Origin of the sequence: Nonomuraea sp. SYSU D8015 (assembly GCF_008065375.1) — a bacterium.
GTDB lineage: Bacteria > Actinomycetota > Actinomycetes > Streptosporangiales > Streptosporangiaceae > Nonomuraea.
In genome coordinates this window covers 190,717-212,384 of record NZ_VJYI01000004.1, presented here as the reverse complement: position 1 = coordinate 212,384, position 21,668 = coordinate 190,717, and the positions used below count along the sequence as shown (strand labels likewise).

Below are 21,668 nucleotides of genomic sequence, written 5' to 3'. Positions count from 1 at the left end.
AGCGAGTGCCGCCGCCCGTGGCAGGCCGGGCGGCGGCACGTCATCGGAGGTGACCGGCGAGCCAGTCGAAGGCCCGCTCCTGCATGGGCACGTCGAAGCTGTGCGGCACGTCGGCGAACACCGCCTCGTACGCGCCGTCCCCGTACCGCTCGCTGATGATGGCGTGGGCGCGGCGCATGCCCGGCTCGGGGAAGAGCTCGTCGCGCATGGCGTACTGGACCATGAGGGGCTGGGGCGCGCGGGCCGCCACCAGGTCGGGCCAGTCGCCGAGGCGCGGCAGGCCGGGCGGGTAGAGCATCCAGGTGTGCTTGGCGACGTGCCCGCCGAGCATGTCGCGGTAGGAGGAGACCATCGCGGCGACGACGACCGCCCGGATGCCCTCGTCGAAGGCGCCGAGCAGCGCGGCCCGCAGTCCGCCGCCGGACAGCCCGGCGCATCCGACCGGCCCGACGTCGGGCCGGGAGCGCAGATAGGCCGCGGCGGCGAGGTCCTCGCCGGCCACCACGCCGGCGAAGGACGTGCCGAGCACCGCGCAGTGCTTGGCCACGACGTGCTCGTGCTGCGCCGCGGCGCGGTCGTAGCGGTCGGCCTCGCTCACGCTCCCGCCGGACTCCTCGCTCGTGTTCCCGCCGCTGGGCTCGACGTCCAGCGGGAAGCGGCGGCTGCCCCACGCGAGCACGTCGTGCGCGAGGACGGCGAAGCCGCGGCGGGCCAGCTCGTTGGCGAAGGCGCGGCCGCCGTAGATGTCCTCACGCAGCCGCCGGACCTCCGGCGAAGGGCCTTCGGGGCCGTCGGCGATCTTCTCCTTGCCGACCCATTTCATCCCGGCGTGGCAGTGGAGCGCCACCACCCCGGGCAGCGGACCGGACGCTTCCCGGGGGCGTAGCAGGAAGGCCCGGGTCCGCGACCCGAAGCCGACGGACCAGGACAGCTCCTCGCCTACCAGGTCCCCGTCGGTCCAGGTCCGCTCGACCCGCACGTCATCGGCGCGCAGATCGAGCACTCCGAGTGCCTCCCGCGCCGCGGCCCGCAGCTCGGGCCCGGCCGCGGGGTAGATCCCGAGCTGTTGCGCGGCGATCCCGGCCAGCTCGCCGAACACGCGCCCGTTCAGGTCCACGGACCCACCCACGTCCGCCCCACCGGGCCAGCCCCTTCCCGATCCACCGGCCGCCCCGCCGGAGGCGACCCTGTCCGTCCCGCCGGAGGCCACCCTGCCTGACCCACCGGGCGCGGCCTCGCCGCCCCACCCACTGGACGCGCGCCCATACGAACCCCGGAGAGACCCCTGCCCTCACCTAGGGCAGGAGACGGGGACGGGCCGGTGCGAACGAGCGCGGACGGGGCAGTCGGCGGGTCGGGGGTGGCCGCTCCGGGCGGGTCAGGCGACACGGGTCCCGTCGTCCGTCAGGTGCACGGGGGCGCCGCTCGCCGCCGACAGGTTGGCCGCGACGCCCGTCAGGACGCTGCGGATGCCGTCGCGGTAGCCGGCCTGGCGCGCCAGCGGGTCGTCGTCCGGGCCCCGGAAGACGTCGTTGAGCAGCAGGCGGTCACCGCCGCCGTGCCCGCCGGCCCCTGTCTCGATGGGCACCTCTTCCGGCTTGCTCCAGTGCCTGCGCAGCGTGAGCCGCTCCTGTGTCTGATGGTCGCGCTCACTCGGCCCTCGCTGGTCACGCGAGCTACCGCTCTCGGGCCTGACCGTTCGCCGCTCCGACGACCCGGCCGCGTGCTCCTTGGAGGCCGCGCTCGGGTCGATGGCGGCGTGCGGCGGCGTCCACTCCCGCTCGACCACGTCCAGCTCCAGCCGCCCGGCCGTGCCGTTGAAGGCCACCCGGTAGCCCTCCCAGGGAGCGTGGGCGTGCAGGGAGTAGGTCAGGATCGCGCGGTTGGCGTAACGGACGAGCACGGACATGTTGTCGTCGATGTTCACGCCCTCGCCGAAGACGTCCTGGTCCCGGATGTAGCCGTCCTCGTGCTCGGCGTCCAGGTAGAGCCGCTTGAGCCGGGGGTCGGCGGAGATGTCCAGGATGAAGGGGTCCGTACCGAGCCCGGGAGCGCCCTGCCCTCGCTCGGGGCGCTCCTCCAGGCCGCGCTTCCTGGCGTTCTCGGCGCCGTAGAAGCGCAGGTCGGTCTGGGCGAAGACGAGCTCGGGAGCGGATCCGAGCCACCAGTTGACCAGGTCGAAGTGGTGGGTGGACTTGTGGACGAGCAGCCCGCCGGAGTTGGCCCGGTCGCGGTGCCAGCGGCGGAAGTAGTCGGCGCCGTGGATGGTGTCGAGCGTCCACTCGAAGTGCACGGAGGTCACTTCGCCGATGGCGCCCTCCATCAGCAGCCGGCGCACGGCCGAATTACGCGGCGAGTACCGGTAGTTGAAGGTCACGATCAGCTTGCCGGTGCTGCGCTCGGCCGACTCGGCGATGGCCGCGCAGCTCTCGGCGTCGACCGTGAGCGGCTTCTCCACGATGACGTCGCGACCGGCGTCGAGGGCCGCGCACACGTAACGGGCGTGCGTGGCGTCGACGGTCGTGACGATGACCGCGTCGGCGAGCTCGAGCACCTTGTCGAACTCCGCGGGCGCGAAGCACGGCACCTCCTGGCCGATCCGCTCGACGTAGTAGTCCATGCGGGTGCGGTTGGTGTCGCACAGGGCGACGATGGTGCCGGCGTCGCGCCACTCCCCGAGCAGCGCGTCGACGTACATCTGCGCGCGGTGCCCGAGCCCGACGATCGCGTACTTCATGACTCTCCTTCTGGCGTCTCTGATCGGCGCGGTCCGCAGCCCGCGTGACACGTCCGTCCGGACACCGGCCGATCAGGCGTGTGCGGCCTGACCGGGGAGGGCGCCCGGCGTCGCGTGAACGCCGGGCGCGTCCTGTGCCACTGCATCGCTGCGGATCGTCGGCCCGATCGCTAGCCTGCGATCGAGGCGTTGGCCTCGGTGATGAACTTCTGGACCGCGTCGTCGGGGGTCATGCGGCCGAACATGACCTCCTCGGAGTAACGCGTGAGGATGTCCTCCATGGCGCTGGAGCCCTTCGGCGGAGCGGGGGGCGGGTCGGCCAGCTCGCTCTTGACCTTGTCGATGAACTCCAGCGTCTTCTTGTCGGCGTCCGGCAGCTTGTCCTTGACCGCCGCCAGCACCTTGGAGCTGGCGGGCAGGCCGCGGTCGCTCAGGATGATCGCGCCCGCCTCCGGGTCGTTGATCATGAAGTCGATGAACTTCGCCGCCTCGGCCGCGTGCTCCGTCTTGGAGGAGGCGGAGTAGAACATCGCCGGCTGCAGGAACATGCCGCCGGTCGTGGCGCCCTCGACCTTCGGCATGCGCAGCAGGTCCAGCTCCTGACCCGACGCCTTCGAGGCCGCGCCGAGCTGGTTGCTCCACCACATGCCCATCGCGCCGGTGTTGGTGCCGAGCAGCGACTGGTCGATGCTGGTCGCGCCGATCTCAGAGCTCTTGGCGGCGTCGGGGGCGCCCTTGGTCTTGATCAGGTTCTGCATGACGGCCCACCAGTCCTTGATGGTCTGGGGGGACATGCCGAGCTTGTTGCCGTTGTAGAAGGGCTCGCCCTTCTGCGCGGCGTAGATCTGGAGGTACGCGGGGTTCCAGCTCAGCTGCGTTCCGGTGACCTTGCCGCCGCTCCCCTCGGTGATCTGGGAGGACAGTTTGACGTAGTCGTCCCAGGTCCACTTGGTGTCGTCGGGCAGCTTCGCCTTGCTGCTCTCGACCAGGCCGGGGTTGACCATCAGGGAGAAGGCGTTGACGCCGGTGGGGATCGCGAACTGCTTGCCGTCGATGGCGCCGGTGCCCAGCACCTTGGAGTCGATGTCGGCGGTGTTGACCTTGCTGGCCAGGTCGGCCAGCGTGCCGCGGTCGGCGTATTCGCGCAGGCCGCGGATCTCTATGGTGATGACGTCGGGCGCGTCGTTGGCGGCGACCTTCGTGGCCAGCGTCTCGTAGTAGCTGGCCCAGTCGGAGAACTCGCCCTCGACGTCGATGGTCGGGTTCTTGGCCTCGAACTTCTTGATCGCCTCTTCGGTCATCTTCTGTCGCGCGTCGCTGCCCCAGTAGGAGAAGCGCAGCTTGATCTTGCCGTCGGCGCTTTGTCCGCCGCCGCCGCTGCCGCTGCCACAGGCCGCGGTGACCGCCAGCACAGCGGTGGCCAGCAGCGCTGCCGACCACATCTTCTTGCCAGAGCTCACGGCTCTACCTCCTAGAGGGTTTTCTTGTTGGGGGGTGGAGGAACTACTTCAGGCCCGTGGTGGCCACACCACGGATCAGATACTTCTGGCCGACCAGGAAGAACCCGAAGATCGGCCCCAGCGCGACGATCGACATGGCGAACATGGGTCCCCACGACGAATCGCTGCTGGCGTCGAGGAACGTGCGCAGCGCGACCGGGACGGTGAAGTTGTCCGGGTTGTTGAGGTAAAGGAGCTGGCTGAGGAAGTCGTTCCACGTCCAGATGAACGTGAAGATCGCGGTCGTCGCCAGCGCCGGCATGCAGAGCGGCATGACGACCCTGATGAAGATGCGCCAATAGCCCGCTCCGTCGATCTCGGCGGCTTCGTCGAGCTCTCTCGGCAGTGTACGAATGAACTGCACCATCAGGAAGACGAAGAACGCGTCCGTGGCCAGGATCTTCGGCATGACCAGCGGCCAGATCGTGTTGATCAGGTCGAGTTCGGAGAACATGATGTATTGAGGGACGATCACCACGTGGTGCGGCAGCATGATCGTGCCCAGCATGATCGCGAACCAGAACTTCTTCATGGGGAAGTTCAGCCGGGCGAAGGCGTAGGCGGCCAGCGAGCAGGCCACCAGGTTCGCCACCACCGACAGGGCCGTGACCACCGCGGAGTTCCACAGGTAGTAGCCGAAGGGGTGCTTCAGCGCGTACCAGCCCTCGGAGTAGTTGTTCAGCGTGACCTGGCTCGGCCACAGTCCGGGCTCCCGGAAGATCAGTTCCTCCGGCTTCAGGGAGCTGGAGACCATCCAGAGCAGCGGATAGAGCATGACCAGGCCGAAGCCGATCAGCAGGATGTGCTTGACCACCGGCCCGCCCCTGAACGGGCGGAACAGCACCGGGACCGGCCTACTTGGTGTCGCCATAGAAGACCCAATACTTAGACGCGAGGAAGTTCACTCCGGTCAGGGCGGCGATGATGACGAGCAGGACCCACGCCATCGCCGCGGCGTAGCCCATGTCGTAGTTCTTGAAGCCCTCGAGGTAGAGGTAGAGCGTGTAGAACAGGGTCGAGTCCGCCGGACCGCCCTTGCCGTTGCTGACGATGAACGCCTGCGTGAACGACTGGAACGACTTGATGATCTCGAGCACCAGGTTGAAGAAGATGATCGGGGTCAGCAGCGGCAGCGTGATCGACTTGAACTGGCGCAGCGGCCCCGCGCCGTCCACCGCGGCCGCCTCGTAGTAGCTGCTCGGGATCTGCCGCAACCCGGCCAGGAAGATGATCATAGGGGCGCCGAACGTCCACACGTGCAGGAGGATCAGCGTCCCGAGCGCGGTGTCCGGGTCGCCCACCCAGCCGGGGCCCTGGATTCCGAAGATCGCGAGCACCGCGTTGACCAGGCCGTCCGCGCCGAAGACCTTCCGCCAAAGGATCGCGATCGCGACGCTGCCGCCCAGCAGCGAGGGCAGATAGAAGATCGAGCGGTAGAACGACAGTCCACGTAGCCCCCGGTCGAGCACCAGCGCCAGCGCGAGCGCGAAGGCCAGCTGCATCGGGACCGAGACGACCACGTAGATCGTGGTCACCTTCAGCGAGGAGATGAACCTCGGGTCCTCGGTGAACATCGTGACGTAGTTGTCGAACCCGACCCACTTGGCCTCCTCCAGGAGGCTGTAGTCGGTGAAGGACAGGTAGAGCGAGGCGAAGATCGGGCCGACCGTGATGACGAGCAGGCCGATGAACCAGGGCGCCAGGAAGAGGTAGGCGGCCCGCGCCTCCCGGCGGGAGCGTTGTGTGGAGCGGTGACCGCCGCCCTTGGGCTTGATCGTCGCCGCCCGGGGCTTCACCGCCACCGAAACGTCTGTCATCACACGGACCTTCCGGCGAAATGTGAATGGATAGCGCTTTCCTATAGCCGTCAGGAAAGTTACGTCAACCCTTTGCAGGCGTTACATAGCCGTTACCGATATATCGTCAGCGCGTTTCCCCAGGTGACAAGCTCGACCGTTGGAGAAGTCAGACGAATTTGCTCAACGGATAGTACAACCGGTTGCAGAAGCAGGGCTATCGTGGCGCTGAGGTGGAGTCCCTGATGACCAGGCGCGTCTCCAGGGAGGTGGTGGCCGTCACCTCCTGGATGAGCAGGTCCACCGCCAGCCGCCCGGCGGCCGCCGTGGGCATGGCGACCGTCGTGAGCTTGGGGCGGCTCAACCGACCTGGAACGATGTCGTCGATCCCGACGACGCTGACGTCCTCCGGCACGCTCAGCCCGAGTTCGGCCAGGCCCTCGATGAGCCCGATCGCGACCAGATCGTTGTAGGCGAGCACTCCGGTCGCCCCCGAGTCGCGCACGCGCGCGGCGGCGCCGAACCCGCCCCGCTCGGTCGGCGCGTTGGGGCCGATGACCACCAGTTCGACGCCGGCCACCTGCTCGGCGGCCGCCCGGATCTCCGCGCTGGTCCACGAGCCGGCCGGCCCCGACACCAGCGCCACGCGGCGGTGCCCGAGCCCGGCCAGGTGCTCGACCGCCAGCCTGGCGCCGTGCCCGACGTCCATCAGCACCGTGGCGGCGCCGCGCAGCCGCCGGTTGATCACCACGAACGGCACCCGCTCCGCCAGCCGTTCCAGCGCCTTGTTGGACGAGCGCGGGCTGCACAGCACCACGCCGTCCACCTGCTTGGAGAAGGCCTGGATCAGCTCCTCCTCGGCGGCCGGCTCCTCGTCGGTGTCGGCCACGAACAGGTGGTAGTCCCGCTGCCGCGCGGCCGCGTGCGCGGCCTTGATCAGCGGGGGGAAGAACGGGTTGGCGATGTCGGCCACGATCAGGCCGAGGTTGTGGGTGCGCCCGGTCGTGAGCGCCCTGGCCGCCCGGTTCGGGCGGTATCCCAGCTCCTCGGCCACCGTCAGCACCCTGCTGCGGGTGGCGGCGTTCACCATGTGGGGCGCGGAGAACGTCCGCGACACGGTGGAGACGTGCACGCCGGACGCCCGGGCCACATCACGAATCGTCACTGTCACAATCGCACACCCTAACGCAACCGCTTGCAGCACCCCCGGCTACAGTGAAAGCGCTTGCCGGTCTACTCCATACCGAGACCGACCGGGAATGCCCAGGTGGCGCTAGGGGAATGAAATCACCTCTTGACGCCCTGCCCCCGGTGACACAAAGGTTTAGTGCAACTGTTTGCAGTCTTGAAGGAGCCCCTCACGGTGAGCAGAGTCCTCGTCACCGGAAGCGCAGGACGCCTCGGCCGCAGCGTGGTCACCACGCTGGCGGCGGCCGGGCACGAGGTCATCGGCGTGGACAATGCGCCCGGCACGCCGGCGGAGGCCGCCGCCACCTTACCGGCCGACCTCACGGACACGGGAGAGGCGTTCGAGGTCATCGCCAGGTTCCGGCCCGAGTCGGTCATCCACCTGGCCGCCATCGCCACGCCGTTCAGCCGGCCCGAGTCGGTGATCTTCAAGGTCAACACGCAGCTGGCGTTCAACGTCTGCGAGGCGTCGGTGGCCCTGGGCGTGGAGAGCGTGGTGGTCGCCAGCAGTCCCACGGTGATGGGCTACGGCGCGCCCGGCGGCTGGGCGCCGAAGTACCTGCCGATCGACGAGGACCACCCGGTCCGGCCGTGGAACGCGTACAACCTGTCCAAGGTGGCGGCCGAGCAGACGATGAAGGCGTTCGCCGAGGCCGGCACGACGAAGCTGGCGGCGATCAGGCCGTGTTTCGTCATCCCGCCGGAGGAGTGGGCCGGCGCCCCCACGCAGTCCGGGCACACCGTCACCGAGCGGCTGGACCGGCCCGAGCTGGGCGGGGTGTCGCTGTTCAACTACGTGGACTCCCGGGACGCCGCCGACATGGTCGCCGTGCTGATCGAGGCGATGCCCGAACTGCCGAACGGCGAGGTGTTCTTCGTCGGCGCGCCGGACGCGCTGGCCAGGAAGCCGCTGGCCGAGTTGCTCCCCCAGATCGTGCCCGGCACCGAGCCGTTCGCGGCCGGGCTCACGGGCACCTCCCCCGCCTTCTCGACCACCAAGGCAGAGCGCCTGCTCGGCTGGCAAGCCAAGCGGAGCTGGCGTACCGAACTCAAGGAATCCTGATGAATCTCAGCGGTGTGCTGTTCTTCCCCGTGACGCCCTTCGACGCCGACGGCGGGCTGGCCGAGCAGGTGCTGGCCGAGCACATCCGGCAGGGCATGGAGCACGGTCCCGGGGGCGTGTTCGTGGCCTGCGGCACGGGCGAGTTCTCCGCGCTGTCGGAGGCCGAGCACGAGCGTGCGGTGCGGGTGGCGGCCGAGGTCGTGGCCGGGCGGGTGCCGTTGTTCGCGGGCTCGGGCGGGTCGCTCGGCGCGGCGTTGAACCAGGCGCGGGCCGCCAGGGAGGCGGGCGCGGACGGCCTGCTGCTCATGCCGCCGTACCTGGTGCAGGGGCCGGGGCGCGGTTTCCGTGCGTACGTGGAGGCGGTCGCCGCCGAGCTGCCCGTGATCGTCTACCAGCGCGGCTCTGTGGTGCTGGAGCCGGACACCGTGGTGGAGCTGGCCGGGATCCCCGGCGTGATCGGGCTCAAGGACGGGCTGGGCGACATCGACCGGATGCAGCGGACCGTGCTGGCGGTGCGGGAGCAGTACCCTGACTTCCTGTTCTTCAACGGGCTGCCGACGGCCGAGCTGACCATGCCCGCTTACCGGGGCATCGGCGTTGAGCTGTACTCCAGCGCGGTGTTCGCGTTCGCGCCGGAGATCGCACTGGCGTACTTGAAGGGGGACGAGCGGCTGCTCACCGAGTTCTACGCCCCGCTCGTCCGGCTGCGCGGCAAGGTGCCCGGCTACCCGGTCTCCCTGGTCAAGGCCGGGGTACGGCTGCGCGGCCTGGACGTGGGCGCGGTCCGCCCGCCGCTGGTGGACGTGACCGGCGAGCACCTGGAGGAGCTGGAGGCGTTGATCAAGACCGGGCTGGAGCTGGCGGCGTCATGACGGTCGCCGACCTGCGTACCGAACTGCGCACCGCCCCGCTGCCCCGGCCGTGGGGCGCTGACGTGCCGGCCAATCACGTGATCGTCACCCAGGTCACGCTCAAGGACGGGCGCACCGGCACCGGGTTCTCGTGGACGCCGCAGATCGGCGCGCACGCCGTGAAGGCGCTGCTGGACCACGACCTGCGGGAGGCGCTGATCGGGCTCCCCGCGCACCCCGAGACGGTGTGGGACCGGCTGTGGCGGCACACGCGGGAGGCCGGGCCCGGCGGGATCACCACGATCGCGCTGGCCGGGATCGACCTGGCGCTGTGGGACCTGCGCTGCGGCGACCTCGGCCTGGCCGACGTGCTGGGCCGGCGGCGCGACGAGGTCCCGGTGTACGGCAGCGGCGTCAACCTGCACTACCCCCTGGAGGAGCTGGTCGAGCAGGCTGGGCGCTGGGTGGCGGCCGGCTACCGGGGCGTCAAGATCAAGGTGGGCCGTCCGGACCTGGCCGAGGACGTGGCGCGGGTGGCCGCGGTCCGCGAGGTCATCGGCCCCGACCGGCTGCTGATGATCGACGCCAACCAACGGTGGGACCTGCACCGCGCAAGGCGGGCTCTCGCCGCGCTGCGGGAGTTCGACCTGCACTGGATCGAGGAGCCGCTGCCCGCCGACGACGTGGCCGCGCACGTGGAGCTGCGCCGCTCCATCGACGTGCCGGTCGCGGTGGGCGAGAACGTCTACACGACCTACGGCTTCCGCGACCTGCTGGCGGCCGGGGCGTGCGACGTGGTGCAGCCGAACGTGGTGCGGGTCGGCGGCATCACGCCGTTCCTGCGGATCGTGGAGCTGGCCAGGACGTACGACGTGCCGGTGTACCCGCACCTGCTGCCCGACGTGTCCGGGCAGCTGGCGCTGGCGCTGCCGCTGCCGGTCATGGCCGAGGACGTGGAGGACGCCTCGTTCGCCGCGCTCGGGCTGCTGGCGGAGCCGTACCCGGTGGAGATCTCCGATGGGGTGCTGCGCGCGGGCGGGCACGCCGGACTCGGGTTGAGGTGGAAGTGATGAAGGTCGTTCTCGCCGGAGCGCACGGGCACGGGCGGCACCACCTGGGCAAACTGCGCAGGCTGGCCAACGAGGGGCTGATCGAGCTGGCCGGGATCTGCGACGTGCGCCCGGTGGAGGTCGACTTCGGCTCCCCCGTGCAGTCGTCGGACCTGGGCGCGCTGATCGAGAAGACCGGCGCGGAGATCACGATCATCTGCACGCCGATCCACACGCACGCCGACCTCGCGGTGACCGCCCTGCGCGCGGGCTCGCACGTACTGCTGGAGAAGCCGCCCGCGCCCAGCTTCGCCGAGCACGACCGGATCGCCGCGGCGGTGGCGGAGACCGGACTGGCCTGCCAGGTCGGGTTCCAGTCGCTGGGGTCGGCGGCCGTCCCGGCGCTGCGTGAGCTGATCGCGAGCGGCGCGCTGGGGCGGATCCGCGGCATCGGCGGCGCCGGCGCCTGGGAGCGCCCGTCGGCCTACTTCACCCGCTCCGCCTGGTCGGGCAGGCGCCGCCTCAACGGCGTGGACGTGGTGGACGGCGCCCTGACCAACCCGTTCGCGCACGCCGTGGCCACCGCGCTCGCCCTGGTCGACTCGCCGATCGCGGACATCGAGACGGAGCTCTACCACGCCCACCCCATCGAGTCGGACGACACGTCCTGCGTGCGGATCCGTCTGACGGGCGGCGGTGTGATCACGATCGCGGTGTCGCTGTGCGCGCCCGACAGGAACGAGCCGTACCTGGTCGTGCACGGAGACCAGGGCCGCGCCACGCTCGTGTACACGCAGGACCGCCTCAAGGTCGAGCACGCGGACGGCTCGGTCACCACGACCGTGTACGAGCGCACCGACCTGCTGGAGAACCTCATCGACCACATCCGCACGGGCGCCGAGCTGCTCGTGCCGCTCTCCGCCACGCAGGCGTTCACTCAGGTGCTGAACACGGTGCGGCTGGCCCCCGAGCCGCTGCCCATCCCCGAACGCCACCAGATCGTGGAGCGGGACGAGGCCGGCGCGGTCACCCACCGGTTCCTGCCGGGCATCGTGGACCTGACGGCCCGCAGCGCCGAGGAGCTGGCGCTCTACTCGGAGCTGGACGCGCCGTGGACGCGCGTGGAGCTGCTGGTCGCGGGCCGGTCAGTGGCCTCCTACGAGCTGGATCCGAACCTGCCGCGCGCCGACTCGCCCAGGCCGTACCTGCACGGGGTTCGGACGCTGGGCGGCGTCGAGGTCACCCAGGTCCGGCCCGAGGACCACGTGCACCACCTCGGCGTCGGCGTGGCGATCTCCGACCTGGGCGGGGCGAACTTCTGGGGCGGCCGGACGTACGTCAAGGACCAGGGCCCCACCTGGCTCGACGACCACGGTGTCCAGCGGCACCGGGCCTTCTCGCGGCTGGCCGACGACGGCTTCACCGAGGAACTGGAGTGGATCGGCCCCGATCGGCAGCTCATGGCGCGGGAGGAGCGGACGGTCGTCGCGCGGCCGCTGGGCGAGGCGTGGGCGCTGGACTTCACGTTCACGCTCACCAACCTCACCGGCGCGCCGGTGGAGATCAACAGCGCGGCGACCAAGGGCCGCGTGGGGGCGGGCTACGGCGGCTTCTTCTGGCGCGCGCCGGGGACCTCCACCGCCAGGGCCACCCTGCCCGGTGACGAGCAGGCCGTGCACGGCGGTCGCGACCGGTGGATCGCCATGTCCGGCACGGATCCGGACGGGCGGGACTGGACGCTGGTGTTCGTCCAGGACGACGGCGACCCCTGGTTCGTGCGGGTCGAGGAGTATCCGGGTGTGGGCCAGGCGCTCGCCTGGGACCGGCCGCTGGTCGTCGAGGACACGCTGACCAGGCGGGTCGTCACGATCGTGGCCGACGGCCGGCTCACCCACGAGGAGGCGGCGGCGTTGGCCGCCGAGGTTTAACCCGCGGTTTCCTGGCGGTTACGCTACGGATGGGTAGGGTGCGGATGCTGTGAGCGCCGCACCAGTCCTCTCCGAGCCCGTCACCGCCAGGGATCCGTTTTTCGACAACGCCAAATACCTGGCCATCCTGCTCGTCGTGTGCGGTCACCTCATCGAGGACCATCGGGACGCGCCCCTCCCGCACGCGCTCTACTTCTACGTGTACGTCTTCCACATGCCGCTGTTCATCGTGCTCAGCGGCTACCTGTCGCGGAAGTTCACGTTCGGGGCGGGCAAGGCCCGCAAGCTGATCTCCACGCTGGCGGTGCCGTATGTGATCTTCGAGCTGGCGTACTCGCTGCCGCGGCTGGTCCTGTACGGGAAGTTCGAGCTGACGCTGCTGGAGCCGTACTACCTGACCTGGTTCCTGATGTCGCTGTTCCTGTGGCGGCTGTCCACGCCGGTGTGGCAGCAGCTCAGGTGGCCGCTGCTGGTGGCGGTCGTGCTGTCGCTGCTGACCGGGATGAGCAAGCTGCCGGACGAGCTGTCCATGAACCGGACGTTCGGCCTGCTGCCCTTCTACGTGCTGGGTCTGATGCTCAAGCCGGAGCACTTCCAGCTGCTGCGTCGGCCGTACATGCGGCTGACCGGCTTCTGCGTGCTGGGGCTGGGCCTCGCGACCGCGCTGCTCGTGCACGCCGCCGTGCCGACCGAGTGGATCAGGTGGCGGCTGTCGAACGCGGAGATCGGCGTGGACGACCTCACCGGCACCGCGATCAGGCTGGGGCTGCTGGTGGCGGGGGCAGCGCTGGTGGCGGCGTTCCTGGCGGTGACGCCGGCGCGGCGCACCTGGTTCAGCGGCCTGGCCGCGGCCACCATGTACGCCTACCTGCTCCACGGCTTCGTGGTCAAGGTCGCCGAGCGGTGGGACCTGGGCCTGCCGCTGTCCATCGGGCTCGGCCTGGTCGCCGCCACCCTGCTGTGCACCCCGCCGGTGCGCACGCTCTTCCACTGGGCGGTCGAGCCCCGCATGTCCTGGGCCTTCACCCCGCTCCGCAGACCCGCCTGACGGTGGGCGACGGGTGGCCGTCGCCCACCGTGCGTGGGCCTACCCTCGCCGCGAGCGCACGGCCTCCGCCAGGACGCCGAGGAGCCGCTCCGTCTCGTCCCAGCCGACGCAGGCGTCGGTGATGCTCTGCCCGTAGGTCAGGCCCTCGCGCGGGCCGGGCTCCTGCCGTCCGGGAACGAGGAAGCTCTCCACCATCAGCCCCGCGATGCCCTCCTCGCCCGCGGCGATCCGCGCGGCCAGCTCCCGCACCACGGCCGCCTGACGCACATGGTCCTTACCGCTGTTGCCGTGGCTGGCGTCAATGATCAAACGCTCCGGCCGCTGGGCCTTGCGCAGCAGCGTGAGGGCGTCGCGGACGGACTCCTCGTCGTAGTTGGGGCCACCGCGGCCACCGCGGAGAATCACGTGGCAGTCCGGATTGCCCGTCGTGCTCACCACCGCGGCCCGCCCGTCGTCGTCAATGCCGAAGAAGACCTGCGGGTGGGAGGAGGCGAGCACGCCGTCGATCGCCACCTGCACGTCGCCGTCCGTGGCGTTCTTGAAACCGACGGGCATGGACAGGCCGGAGGTCAGCTGGCGGTGCACCTGGCTCTCGGGCGTGCGCGCGCCGATCGCGCCCCACGTGACCGCGTCGGCGATGTACTGGGGGCTGGTGGGCTCCAGGAATTCGCAGCCGACCGGCAGCCCTGTGCCGAGCACGTCGAGGAGCACGGTGCGGGCGAGGTGCAGGCCGCGCCGTACGTCGTGACCGCCGTCGATGTCCGGGTCGTTGATCAGGCCCTTCCAGCCGATGGTCGTGCGCGGCTTCTCGAAGTAGACGCGCATGACCACGCACAGCGCGTCGTCCAGGTCGCGAGTGGCGGCGGCGAGGCGGCGGGCGTAGTCGAGCGCCGCCTCCGGATCGTGCACGGAACACGGTCCGATGATCAACAGGAGGCGATCGTCGTCGCCGGCGAGAATGTCGCGTACGGCACGGCGGCTCGCGGCGACGAACTGCGCCCGGTCCTCGCCCAGCGGTAGGTCCCGGCGAAGCTCCGCGGGCGCGGTCAAGGCCTCGAACGAGGTGATGCGGAGATCTCTGGTGGTGGTCACGATGGGCCTGCTCTCTACGCTCGGTGGCGATTCGGCCCACGCACCGAGGTCCGGAGCCGACCGCCTGAATGACGAAAGGCAGAGACGGGATGTCTCTGCCTTTGGCTCCGGATGAACAGTTGATCAGCGCATGTGACCCTCGGCCCCACCCGGAGCCTGCACATAGCGCGAAAATCGACTGTTCGAAAGCATGCGGTGAACGGTATCAGCGAGACCGCCGCGGCTCAAGTCGGATCCCCAGGCGGTTCCCGGATCGCCGGTGCGGGTGGATGATCGGGGCATTGCCGTAAGAGCTGCTGGAGGCGGTCGGCATGGCCATCGATTTCACCCTCGCCCCCGAGCACGAGGAGATCCGCAAGCGGGTCCGCGCCTTCATTCAGGGCACGGTCGTCCCGGCCCTGGAGGAGATCGCGGAGGTCGGGGAGGGCGACCGCGAGGCGTACCTGCGGACCCTCTTCCGCCTCCGCTCCCAGGCCAAGGCCGAGGGCCTGTGGCTGCCGCACATGCCGAAGGAGTGGGGCGGCATGGGGCTGGGCCACGTGGAGCTGGCCATGGTGCAGTCGGAGGCGGCCAAGACCCGCGTCGGCCCGTGGGTGCTCAACTGCATGGCTCCCGACGAGGGCAACATGCACACGCTGCTGCACTGGGCGACGGACGAGCAGAAGGAGAAATACCTGCGCCCGCTGCTGGAGGGCACCCAGATGTCCTGCTTCGCGATGACCGAGCCCGAGGTGGCGGGCAGCGACCCCACCCTGATCCGCACCGAGGCCGTGCGTGACGGCGACGAGTGGCTCATCAACGGCCACAAATGGTTCATCTCCAACGCCCGCCGGGCCAACTTCGCCATCCTCATCGCCCGCACCGAGAAGGACGTGCCGGAGGGCTCGCGGGGCGCCACCACCGCGTTCCTGGTGGATCTGCCGAGCCCGGGCTGGAACGACGTACGCGAGGTCGAGACGATGCACGGCTCGACCGGCCACAGCGAGATCGTCATCGAGGACCTGCGCGTGGCCGACAGCCAGATCCTGGGCGGGCGGGGCAACGGCCACCGCCTGGGCCAACACCGCCTGGGGCCGGCCCGGCTCGCCCACTGCATGCGGTGGATCTCGCAGGCGGAGACGGCGCTGGACATGATGGTGGACCGCGCGCTCAACCGCTACAGCCACGGCTCGCCGCTGGCGGAGAAGCAGGGCATCCAGTGGATGATCGCCGACTCGGCCATGGAGCTCTACCAGTGCAAGCTGATGGTGCTGCACGCCGCCTCCAAGATCGACAAAGGTGAGGACTTCCGCACCGAGGTGTCGATGGCCAAGCACTTCGTGGCGAACAGCCTCAACCGCATCGTCGACCGCGCGATCCAGGTGCACGGGGCCCTCGGCTACTCGACGGACACGCCGCTGGCGAGCATGTTCCAGCACGCCCGCTGGGCCCGCTTCGCGGACGGGGCCGACGAGATCCACCAGATGCGCATCGCCGAGCGCACGATCGCCGCCTACCGCGCCACGGGCTCCACCAGCGCCGCCACCGGCGGCCTGCCCCTGTAGCCCCGCCCTTCCTCCGGCCCCCGGAACGACGCCCTCGTGGCCCGGGGCCTTTCCATGCCTGCACCCGAATGTTACGGTGAACACCTGTCAGAGATTTATTACATGCCAAACGCAGAGGAGACACATGAAGGCGATCCGCTACTACGCCTACGGCCCGCCCAGCGTGCTCACGCTCCAGGACGTCGGCCTGCCGGAGATCGGGGACGACGACGTGCTGGTCCGCGTGCGGGCGGCCGCCGTCAACGCCGGTGACCGGCATTACATGCGCGGCATGCCGTACGTCTTCCGCGCGATGGCCGGACTGTCCCGGCCCAAGGCCAACGGGCTGGGCGCCGACTTCGCTGGCGAGGTCGAGGCGGTGGGCGCGAACGTCACGGCGTTACAACCGGGGGACGAGGTGTTCGGCTGCGCCGAGGGCACACTGGCCGAGTACGTCGGCGTCCGCCACGACGCGGCGGTGCTGAAGAAGCCCGCCGACCTGACGTTCGAGCAGGCGGCGGCCGTTCCCACGGCGGCGATCACGGCCCTGCTCGGCCTGCGGGACGCCGCCCGGATCCAGCCCGGCCGGCGGGTGCTGGTCAACGGCGCGGCGGGCGGCGTGGGCACGTTCGCGGTGCAGATCGCCAAGGTCCTGGGCGCCGAGGTGACCGGTGTGTGCGGCACCGGGAACGTGGAGCTGATCCGGTCGATCGGCGCCGACCACGTCGTCGACTACACCAAGGAGGACTTCACCCGCCGGTCACAGCGCTACGACGTCATCCTCGACAACGTCGGCAACCACCCGCTCGCGGCCTGCCGCCGCGCCCTCGCTCCGCGGGGTGTGTACATCTCCAATTCCGGCAACGGCGGTCGCTGGCTCGGCCCCATGAGACGGATCATCGCGGCGCGACTGCTGTCCGTCTACCTCGCCCAGAGGGCGGCCTCGTACGTGGCACTCCCGAGCAAGGACGGCCTCGCCGCCCTGCGCGACCTGCTGCGGGACGGAAAGATCACCCCCGTCATCGACCGGACGTACCCGCTGGCCGAGGCCGCCGAGGCGATGCGCCACCTCGAAACGGGCCACGCCAGGGGCAAGATCGTCGTCACCGTGTGAGCTCCCTATGCCGCCCGTGTGGGACGAGTCGCCGGGAAGTCCGCGGGGCCGCTCCTCGAGAGGTAGCGCCGCATCACCGGGCGCCAGCGGTTGGCAGAGCAGTCGCGGAGGGCGGCGACGGCGAGGCAATACTTGCTCACGCTCACCGGCCGCACCCCCATGCCGCGCAGCACCCGGTCCACCACCGCGTTTCCTCCGGCGGACTTCGACTCCAGCAGCACCAGGTCCCGCCGGGCGGGCGCCACGCGGTCGGCGTCGCGGAAGAACAGGCCGGTGTCGCAGGTGAGCCGGGCCATCCCCGTCCGGTCGACGAGCGTCACCCGCTTGTAGTCGGTCGACAGCACCGGCCCCAGCGTGTCCGGCACGGGGAGACGCAGCTCCGTGAGCAGCAGGTCGTTCACGAAGTCCATCGCCGCCCTGGTCAGGGTGTGCGCGGGCGCGTCGTCGTACGGGATGCGGTGTTTGTCCGTGCTGCCCCGCGCCCCGTTGAGCTTGAGCTCCAGCCACCGGCCGCCGCCGTCCAGATAGGTCCGGGTGCGGAGCTTGAACCGGCGCCGCCGGTCCTGGCGGTGCTGCCGGAAGGTCAGCAGGTCCGGCGTGTCGAAATAGGTGGAGGTGTAGCGGAACTGCCTCCGCCCTCCGATCCGCAGCACCGCGAACCGGTCCCCCAGCTCGGCGGCGAGCTGCGCCATGGTGGCGGCGGTCACGATGTACTTGGAGTCCATCCGGCTCATCAGCTCCGGCACGTCCTCCAGCCCGATGGGCGCCTTGCCTGCGGCGACGCCGGCGAGGACCACGTCCGCGTCCGTTGTCACGACGGTCATCGCACCTTCTCCCTCACGTCCGGCACCACGTAGCGCACGTCCACCACGGTCACGTCACGCACGTAGTCGACCTGCGTGACCACGCACTGCTTCACCCGCGCCCGCAGCCGGCTCTCCAGGTCCACTTTCAGCAGCTCGGGGTCCGCGTGCACCACGTCCAGCGTCACGACCTGCTGCCGGGTGCGGCCGAGGAGCCCGGGGTGGTCGGCGGCGTACATCACCGCCAGCAGCACCGCGTTCAGCGCGAGCGCGGTCAGCGGGAAGGCGGCCGCGATGCCGTTGACCAGCCCCAGCACGATCGCGACGAAGTAGTAGGCGATCTCCTGCTGGGTGATCTCACTGGACCGCAGCCGGATGATCGACAGAAGCCCGAACAATCCGAACCCGACGGCGATGTCGACCCGCTGAACGAGCAGCAGCGACACCACCGCGAAGATCCCCACGTTCAGCGCGATGTACGCGAACAGCAGATCCCGCCGGTGGTGCCGCCGATAGTAGAGGCCGTAGGCCAGCACGACGATCGCCACGAGGTCCATCGCCAGTCCCGTAACCACAAGCGCTCCCTCCGTTGTCCTGTTGATGAACAGTCTGGAGACGCGCGGTGAAGCGACTATGAGGCGATGATTAGGCGGCTCTCATCCGATATCCGGTGCCGCGGACCGTCTCGATCCGATCAGCGCCGATCTTGCGGCGCAGATAGCGGACGTACACGTCCACGACGTTCGACCCGGGGTCGAAGTCGAACCCCCACACGTGGCTGAGCAGCTGCTCGCGGGTCAGCACCTGGTCAGGGTGCCGGCAGAAGATCTCCGCCAGCGCGAACTCCCGGGTGGACAGGTCCACCGCCCGATCCCCCACATACGCCCGCCTGGTCCGCAGATCCAGCGACAAATCCGACACCCGGAGCACGGTCACCTCGGGCGTACGCTCCGCCCTCAGCCGCAGCCGTACGCGGGCCAGCAGTTCCTCGAAGGCGAAGGGCTTGGCGATGTAGTCGTCCGCGCCGCCCTCCAGCCCCGCCACGGTGTCGCTCACGCTGTCCCGGGCGGTCAGAATGATCACCGGGATGGTGACCTTGGCCTCGCGCAGCCGTCGCAGCACGGTGAACCCGTCGCTCAACGGCAGCCCGATGTCCAGGATGAGCAGGTCGAACCCGCCCGCGCACGCGAGGTCGTATGCCGCGACCCCGTCCCCCACCACAGCGGTGACGAAGCCGTTCGCCCGCAGCCCCTTCTCCACGAAGGAGGCGATCCTGGCCTCGTCCTCGGCGATCAGAATTCGGTTCACCGCACCTCCCACAGCGGGATGGAAATGACAAAGCAGGCCCCGCCTCCGGGGGCCTCGGTCACGTGTACCCGGCCCCCATGGGCCTCGGCGATGGATCTGACGATGGCCAGGCCCAGACCCGCCCCGTCGTGGGCGCCGGTGCGGCCCACGCCGCGCATGAAACGCCCGAAGATCCGCTCCCGGTCGGCGGGCGCCACGCCGGGGCCGCTGTCGCGTACCCACAGCTCGACCCGCCCGTCCCGGACGGCGGACCCCACGGCGATCAGGTCGCCGTCCTGCGTATGTCGTACGGCGTTGGCCACCAGTTGCATGAGCGCCTGCGTGAGCCGCTGCCGGTCGGCCGGCACGCGGGCCTCGGCCACCTCGTCCACCCGCCACGTGCGCTCGCCGAGCGCCCGGGCCTTGGCGACCACGCTGACCGTGAGGTCGGCCAGCTCGGCCTCTTCCACGGACAGGAAGCCCGGCTGCTCGGCCTTGGCGAGCGTGAGGAGGTCGTCGACGATGCGGTTCATGCGGTCGAGCTCGTCGGTGACCAGGGCGAGGGTCTCGGCGCGGTCCGCCGGGTCGTCGCTCATGAGCTCCAGGTGGCCGCGGATGACGGTGATCGGCGTACGGAGCTCGTGCCCGGCGTCGTCCAGGAAGTGCCGCTGCACGAGGAAGGCCCGCTCCAGCCGGTCGAGCATGTGGTTGAACGTGGCGGCGAGCGCGGCCACGTCGTCGTCGCCCGGCACGTCCAGGCGGCGGGTGAGGTCGGAGGAGTCGCTGATCTGCTCGGCCGTCTGGCTGACCAGCCGGACCGGGGCCAGCACCCGCCCGGCCACGAACCACCCGGCCCCGCCCGCCAGCGCCATCGCGGCCAGCGCGGACAGCCCGAGCACCCGCACCGCGTCCACGATCTCCTCGCGCTGCTTGTCGTAGAAGATCGCCACGACGAAGTGAGCCGGGCGGGGATCGCCGGTCACCCTGACGGGGATCACTGCGTACTTGACCGTGCCCACGGCGGTCTCGACCTCGCCGCTGACGTTCTCGGTGGCCGTGGCCATCCGCGCGACCAGGGCTTCGTCGGTGTCGAGTGGCACGAGCGGCGGGACCGCGGTGGCCCTGTGGGGTTGGCCCTCGACAATGCTGAAGAACGTCTCCCACCGGTCCGGCGCGTTGATCGCGAGGTAGTCGATGAGCAGGCTCTCGACGTCCCGTGCCCCGCTGGTCGGCGCCCACTTGCGTAGCTTGTCCGCCTCGTTCTTGAGCTCGCCGCTGACCCGGTCGTCGAGCCGGTCGAGGAGGAAGGTCCAGGTCGCGAAGATCGAAACTGACAGGGCGAGGCCGACGACGGCGAGCATCCACCCGACGATCCGGGCGCGGGCGCTCACCCGCATACGGCATCCCGATCAGTCGTCGTCATCGTCTCCGCCATCATCATCGTCGTCGTCGTCACCGTCGCCGCCCGGCCTGGGAGACGGCGGCTTGACCGGCTCCGCCTTGCTCTTGCGCGGCGTGGGCTTGTCGGCCGTGCTCTTCTGGGGCGTGCTCTTGTCAGGCGTGCTCGCCGTGCTCTCCCCAGAGCTCCCGCTCACCGGCGGATCCGTCCGGCTCGGAGTGGGCGGGGAGTCCGGCGAAGGGGTCACCACGACCGGCCTGCCCAGTTCGGGCCCGCTGTCGGCGGCCCGGACCCACCCCACCGACATGAACCCGACCACCGCCGCACCCAGCACGAGCAGCACCACCATTGCCCGATGTTTCATGCCATCGACCTTGTCGCCTTTCGAGGAGACCACGCTGAAGCCCAGATGAGAAACCTCTCATCTGATCAGGTCATGCCGCATTAGAATCTTGCTCTGATACCGTCCGGTCGGTTAAGCCGGTTCCAGGAGGAGCAGCCATGCAGGTGCGGGACAAAGTCGTCGTCGTCACGGGCGCGGCAGGCGGGATCGGCCGGGCGCTGGCCCTCCGGTTCGCCGCGGAGGGCGCGGCCGGGGTCGTGGTCGCCGACCTCGACGAGGCCGGTGCGGCCGCGGTGGCGAAGGAGATCGGCGCCCGCGCGAAAGCCGTACGCGCCGACGTGACGTCGGAGGCGGACGTCGCCGCGCTGGTGGAGACCCCGTTCGGCCCCGTCGACCTGTTCTGCTCCAACGCGGGCGTCATCGCCGGTCACGGCCTGGACGCCACCGACGAGGAGTGGAGCAGCCTGTACGCGGTCAACGTGCTGGCCCACGTGTACGCCGCCCGCGCCGCCGTACCGTCCATGGTCGCCCGAGGCGGCGGCTACCTCCTGAACACCTGCTCGGCGGCCGGCCTGATCAGCTGCCCCGGTGACGCGCCGTACGCGGTGACGAAGGCGGCGGCGATCGCGTTCGCCGAGTGGGTCGCCATGCACTACGCCTCGCGGGGCATCAAGGTGAGCGTGCTGTGCCCGCAGGGCGTGCGGACGGCCATGCTGGAGCGCGGCCTGGAAGAGGGCCATCTGACCGCCCGCGCGGTGGGCGCCTCGGGGGCGCTCCTCGACGCGGCCGACGTGGCGGCCGCGGTGGTCGAGGGGTTGGCGGCCGAGCGCTTCCACATCTTCCCGCATCCGGAGGTGGCCGAGTTCGTCCGGCGCAAGGCCGAGGACCCCGACCGGTGGCTCGCCGGGATGTCCCGCTTCATCGACTCCCTGACCGGGCAGTGAGCGC

General features: G+C 70.2%; 20 protein-coding genes. 8 read left to right on the top strand and 12 right to left on the bottom strand.

What is annotated here, in order from left to right:
- Positions 1-40: 40 nt before the first annotated feature.
- The 6 genes from ID574_RS20285 to ID574_RS20260 all read right to left on the bottom strand — a co-directional run bounded on the left by ID574_RS20285 (position 41) and on the right by ID574_RS20260 (position 7,203).
- A complete protein-coding gene (locus ID574_RS20285; protein WP_188190501.1) occupies positions 41-1,117 on the bottom strand; it encodes an alpha/beta hydrolase family protein in 1,077 nt (358 codons plus the stop codon).
- A gap of 261 nt (positions 1,118-1,378) precedes the next feature.
- Complete coding sequence (locus ID574_RS20280) at positions 1,379-2,737, bottom strand: Gfo/Idh/MocA family protein (RefSeq protein ID WP_188190500.1); 1,359 nt, start codon at positions 2,735-2,737, stop codon at positions 1,379-1,381.
- A 170-nt stretch (positions 2,738-2,907) separates the two neighbouring features.
- On the bottom strand, positions 2,908-4,197 hold the full coding sequence (locus tag ID574_RS20275) for an extracellular solute-binding protein (RefSeq protein WP_188190499.1): 1,290 nt from the start codon (positions 4,195-4,197) through the stop codon (positions 2,908-2,910).
- A 43-nt stretch (positions 4,198-4,240) separates the two neighbouring features.
- Positions 4,241-5,107 carry a carbohydrate ABC transporter permease gene (locus ID574_RS20270; RefSeq protein WP_188190498.1) on the bottom strand — a complete coding sequence of 289 codons (867 nt, stop codon included), beginning with the start codon at positions 5,105-5,107 and terminating at the stop codon, positions 4,241-4,243.
- Positions 5,091-6,053 (bottom strand): carbohydrate ABC transporter permease, encoded by a 963-nt coding sequence (locus ID574_RS20265; protein WP_188190497.1) that lies wholly within the window; start codon positions 6,051-6,053, stop codon positions 5,091-5,093. The genes ID574_RS20270 and ID574_RS20265 overlap by 17 nt, the downstream gene beginning before the upstream one ends.
- A 196-nt stretch (positions 6,054-6,249) precedes the next feature.
- The gene (locus tag ID574_RS20260) at positions 6,250-7,203 is read right to left on the bottom strand and encodes a LacI family DNA-binding transcriptional regulator (RefSeq protein WP_188190496.1); all 954 of its coding nucleotides are present in this window, start codon (positions 7,201-7,203) and stop codon (positions 6,250-6,252) included.
- A 192-nt stretch (positions 7,204-7,395) separates the two neighbouring features.
- On the opposite strand from ID574_RS20260, the gene ID574_RS20255 reads away from it, so the two are divergent.
- From ID574_RS20255 to ID574_RS20235, 5 genes are read left to right on the top strand one after another with little or no spacing between them, the layout of a single operon-like run.
- Positions 7,396-8,283, top strand: a complete 888-nt coding sequence (locus ID574_RS20255; RefSeq protein WP_188190495.1) for an NAD-dependent epimerase/dehydratase family protein — start codon at positions 7,396-7,398, stop codon at positions 8,281-8,283.
- Complete coding sequence (locus ID574_RS20250) at positions 8,283-9,155, top strand: 5-dehydro-4-deoxyglucarate dehydratase (protein WP_188190494.1); 873 nt, start codon at positions 8,283-8,285, stop codon at positions 9,153-9,155. The genes ID574_RS20255 and ID574_RS20250 overlap by 1 nt, the downstream gene beginning before the upstream one ends.
- Positions 9,152-10,204 carry a mandelate racemase/muconate lactonizing enzyme family protein gene (locus ID574_RS20245; protein ID WP_188190493.1) on the top strand — a complete coding sequence of 351 codons (1,053 nt, stop codon included), beginning with the start codon at positions 9,152-9,154 and terminating at the stop codon, positions 10,202-10,204. The genes ID574_RS20250 and ID574_RS20245 overlap by 4 nt, the downstream gene beginning before the upstream one ends.
- Positions 10,204-12,111 (top strand): DUF6807 family protein, encoded by a 1,908-nt coding sequence (locus tag ID574_RS62395; protein ID WP_336245527.1) that lies wholly within the window; start codon positions 10,204-10,206, stop codon positions 12,109-12,111. Before ID574_RS20245 ends, ID574_RS62395 begins: the two co-directional genes overlap by 1 nt.
- 49 nt (positions 12,112-12,160) lie before the next feature.
- Positions 12,161-13,159: an acyltransferase family protein gene (locus ID574_RS20235; protein ID WP_188190491.1), complete on the top strand. Its 999-nt coding sequence runs from the start codon at positions 12,161-12,163 to the stop codon at positions 13,157-13,159.
- A gap of 39 nt (positions 13,160-13,198) precedes the next feature.
- Here ID574_RS20235 and ID574_RS20230 read toward each other — a convergent pair whose 3' ends face one another.
- A complete protein-coding gene (locus tag ID574_RS20230; protein ID WP_188190490.1) occupies positions 13,199-14,251 on the bottom strand; it encodes a 3-deoxy-7-phosphoheptulonate synthase in 1,053 nt (350 codons plus the stop codon).
- 311 nt (positions 14,252-14,562) lie between these two features.
- Between ID574_RS20230 and ID574_RS20225 the strand changes: the two genes are divergently transcribed.
- Together ID574_RS20225 and ID574_RS20220 are read left to right on the top strand one after the other, a co-directional pair.
- Complete coding sequence (locus tag ID574_RS20225; RefSeq protein ID WP_188190489.1) at positions 14,563-15,795, top strand: acyl-CoA dehydrogenase family protein; 1,233 nt, start codon at positions 14,563-14,565, stop codon at positions 15,793-15,795.
- A 124-nt stretch (positions 15,796-15,919) separates the two neighbouring features.
- Complete coding sequence (locus tag ID574_RS20220; protein WP_188190488.1) at positions 15,920-16,888, top strand: NAD(P)-dependent alcohol dehydrogenase; 969 nt, start codon at positions 15,920-15,922, stop codon at positions 16,886-16,888.
- A gap of 5 nt (positions 16,889-16,893) precedes the next feature.
- Here ID574_RS20220 and ID574_RS20215 read toward each other — a convergent pair whose 3' ends face one another.
- The 5 genes from ID574_RS20215 to ID574_RS20195 form a co-directional block, all read right to left on the bottom strand.
- A complete protein-coding gene (locus tag ID574_RS20215; RefSeq protein ID WP_188190487.1) occupies positions 16,894-17,712 on the bottom strand; it encodes a polyphosphate polymerase domain-containing protein in 819 nt (272 codons plus the stop codon).
- Positions 17,709-18,248 (bottom strand): DUF4956 domain-containing protein, encoded by a 540-nt coding sequence (locus ID574_RS20210; protein WP_188190869.1) that lies wholly within the window; start codon positions 18,246-18,248, stop codon positions 17,709-17,711. Before ID574_RS20210 ends, ID574_RS20215 begins: the two co-directional genes overlap by 4 nt.
- Before the next feature lie 88 nt (positions 18,249-18,336).
- Positions 18,337-18,999, bottom strand: coding sequence for a response regulator transcription factor (locus ID574_RS20205; protein WP_188190486.1), 663 nt, complete (start codon positions 18,997-18,999; stop codon positions 18,337-18,339).
- The gene (locus tag ID574_RS20200; protein ID WP_188190485.1) at positions 18,996-20,369 is read right to left on the bottom strand and encodes a sensor histidine kinase; all 1,374 of its coding nucleotides are present in this window, start codon (positions 20,367-20,369) and stop codon (positions 18,996-18,998) included. Before ID574_RS20200 ends, ID574_RS20205 begins: the two co-directional genes overlap by 4 nt.
- Positions 20,370-20,387: 18 nt before the next feature.
- Positions 20,388-20,741 carry a hypothetical protein gene (locus ID574_RS20195; RefSeq protein ID WP_188190484.1) on the bottom strand — a complete coding sequence of 118 codons (354 nt, stop codon included), beginning with the start codon at positions 20,739-20,741 and terminating at the stop codon, positions 20,388-20,390.
- 137 nt (positions 20,742-20,878) lie between these two features.
- On the opposite strand from ID574_RS20195, the gene ID574_RS20190 reads away from it, so the two are divergent.
- Entirely contained in the window at positions 20,879-21,664 is a 786-nt protein-coding gene (locus tag ID574_RS20190; protein ID WP_188190483.1) for an SDR family oxidoreductase, read from the top strand.
- Positions 21,665-21,668: the final 4 nt, after the last annotated feature.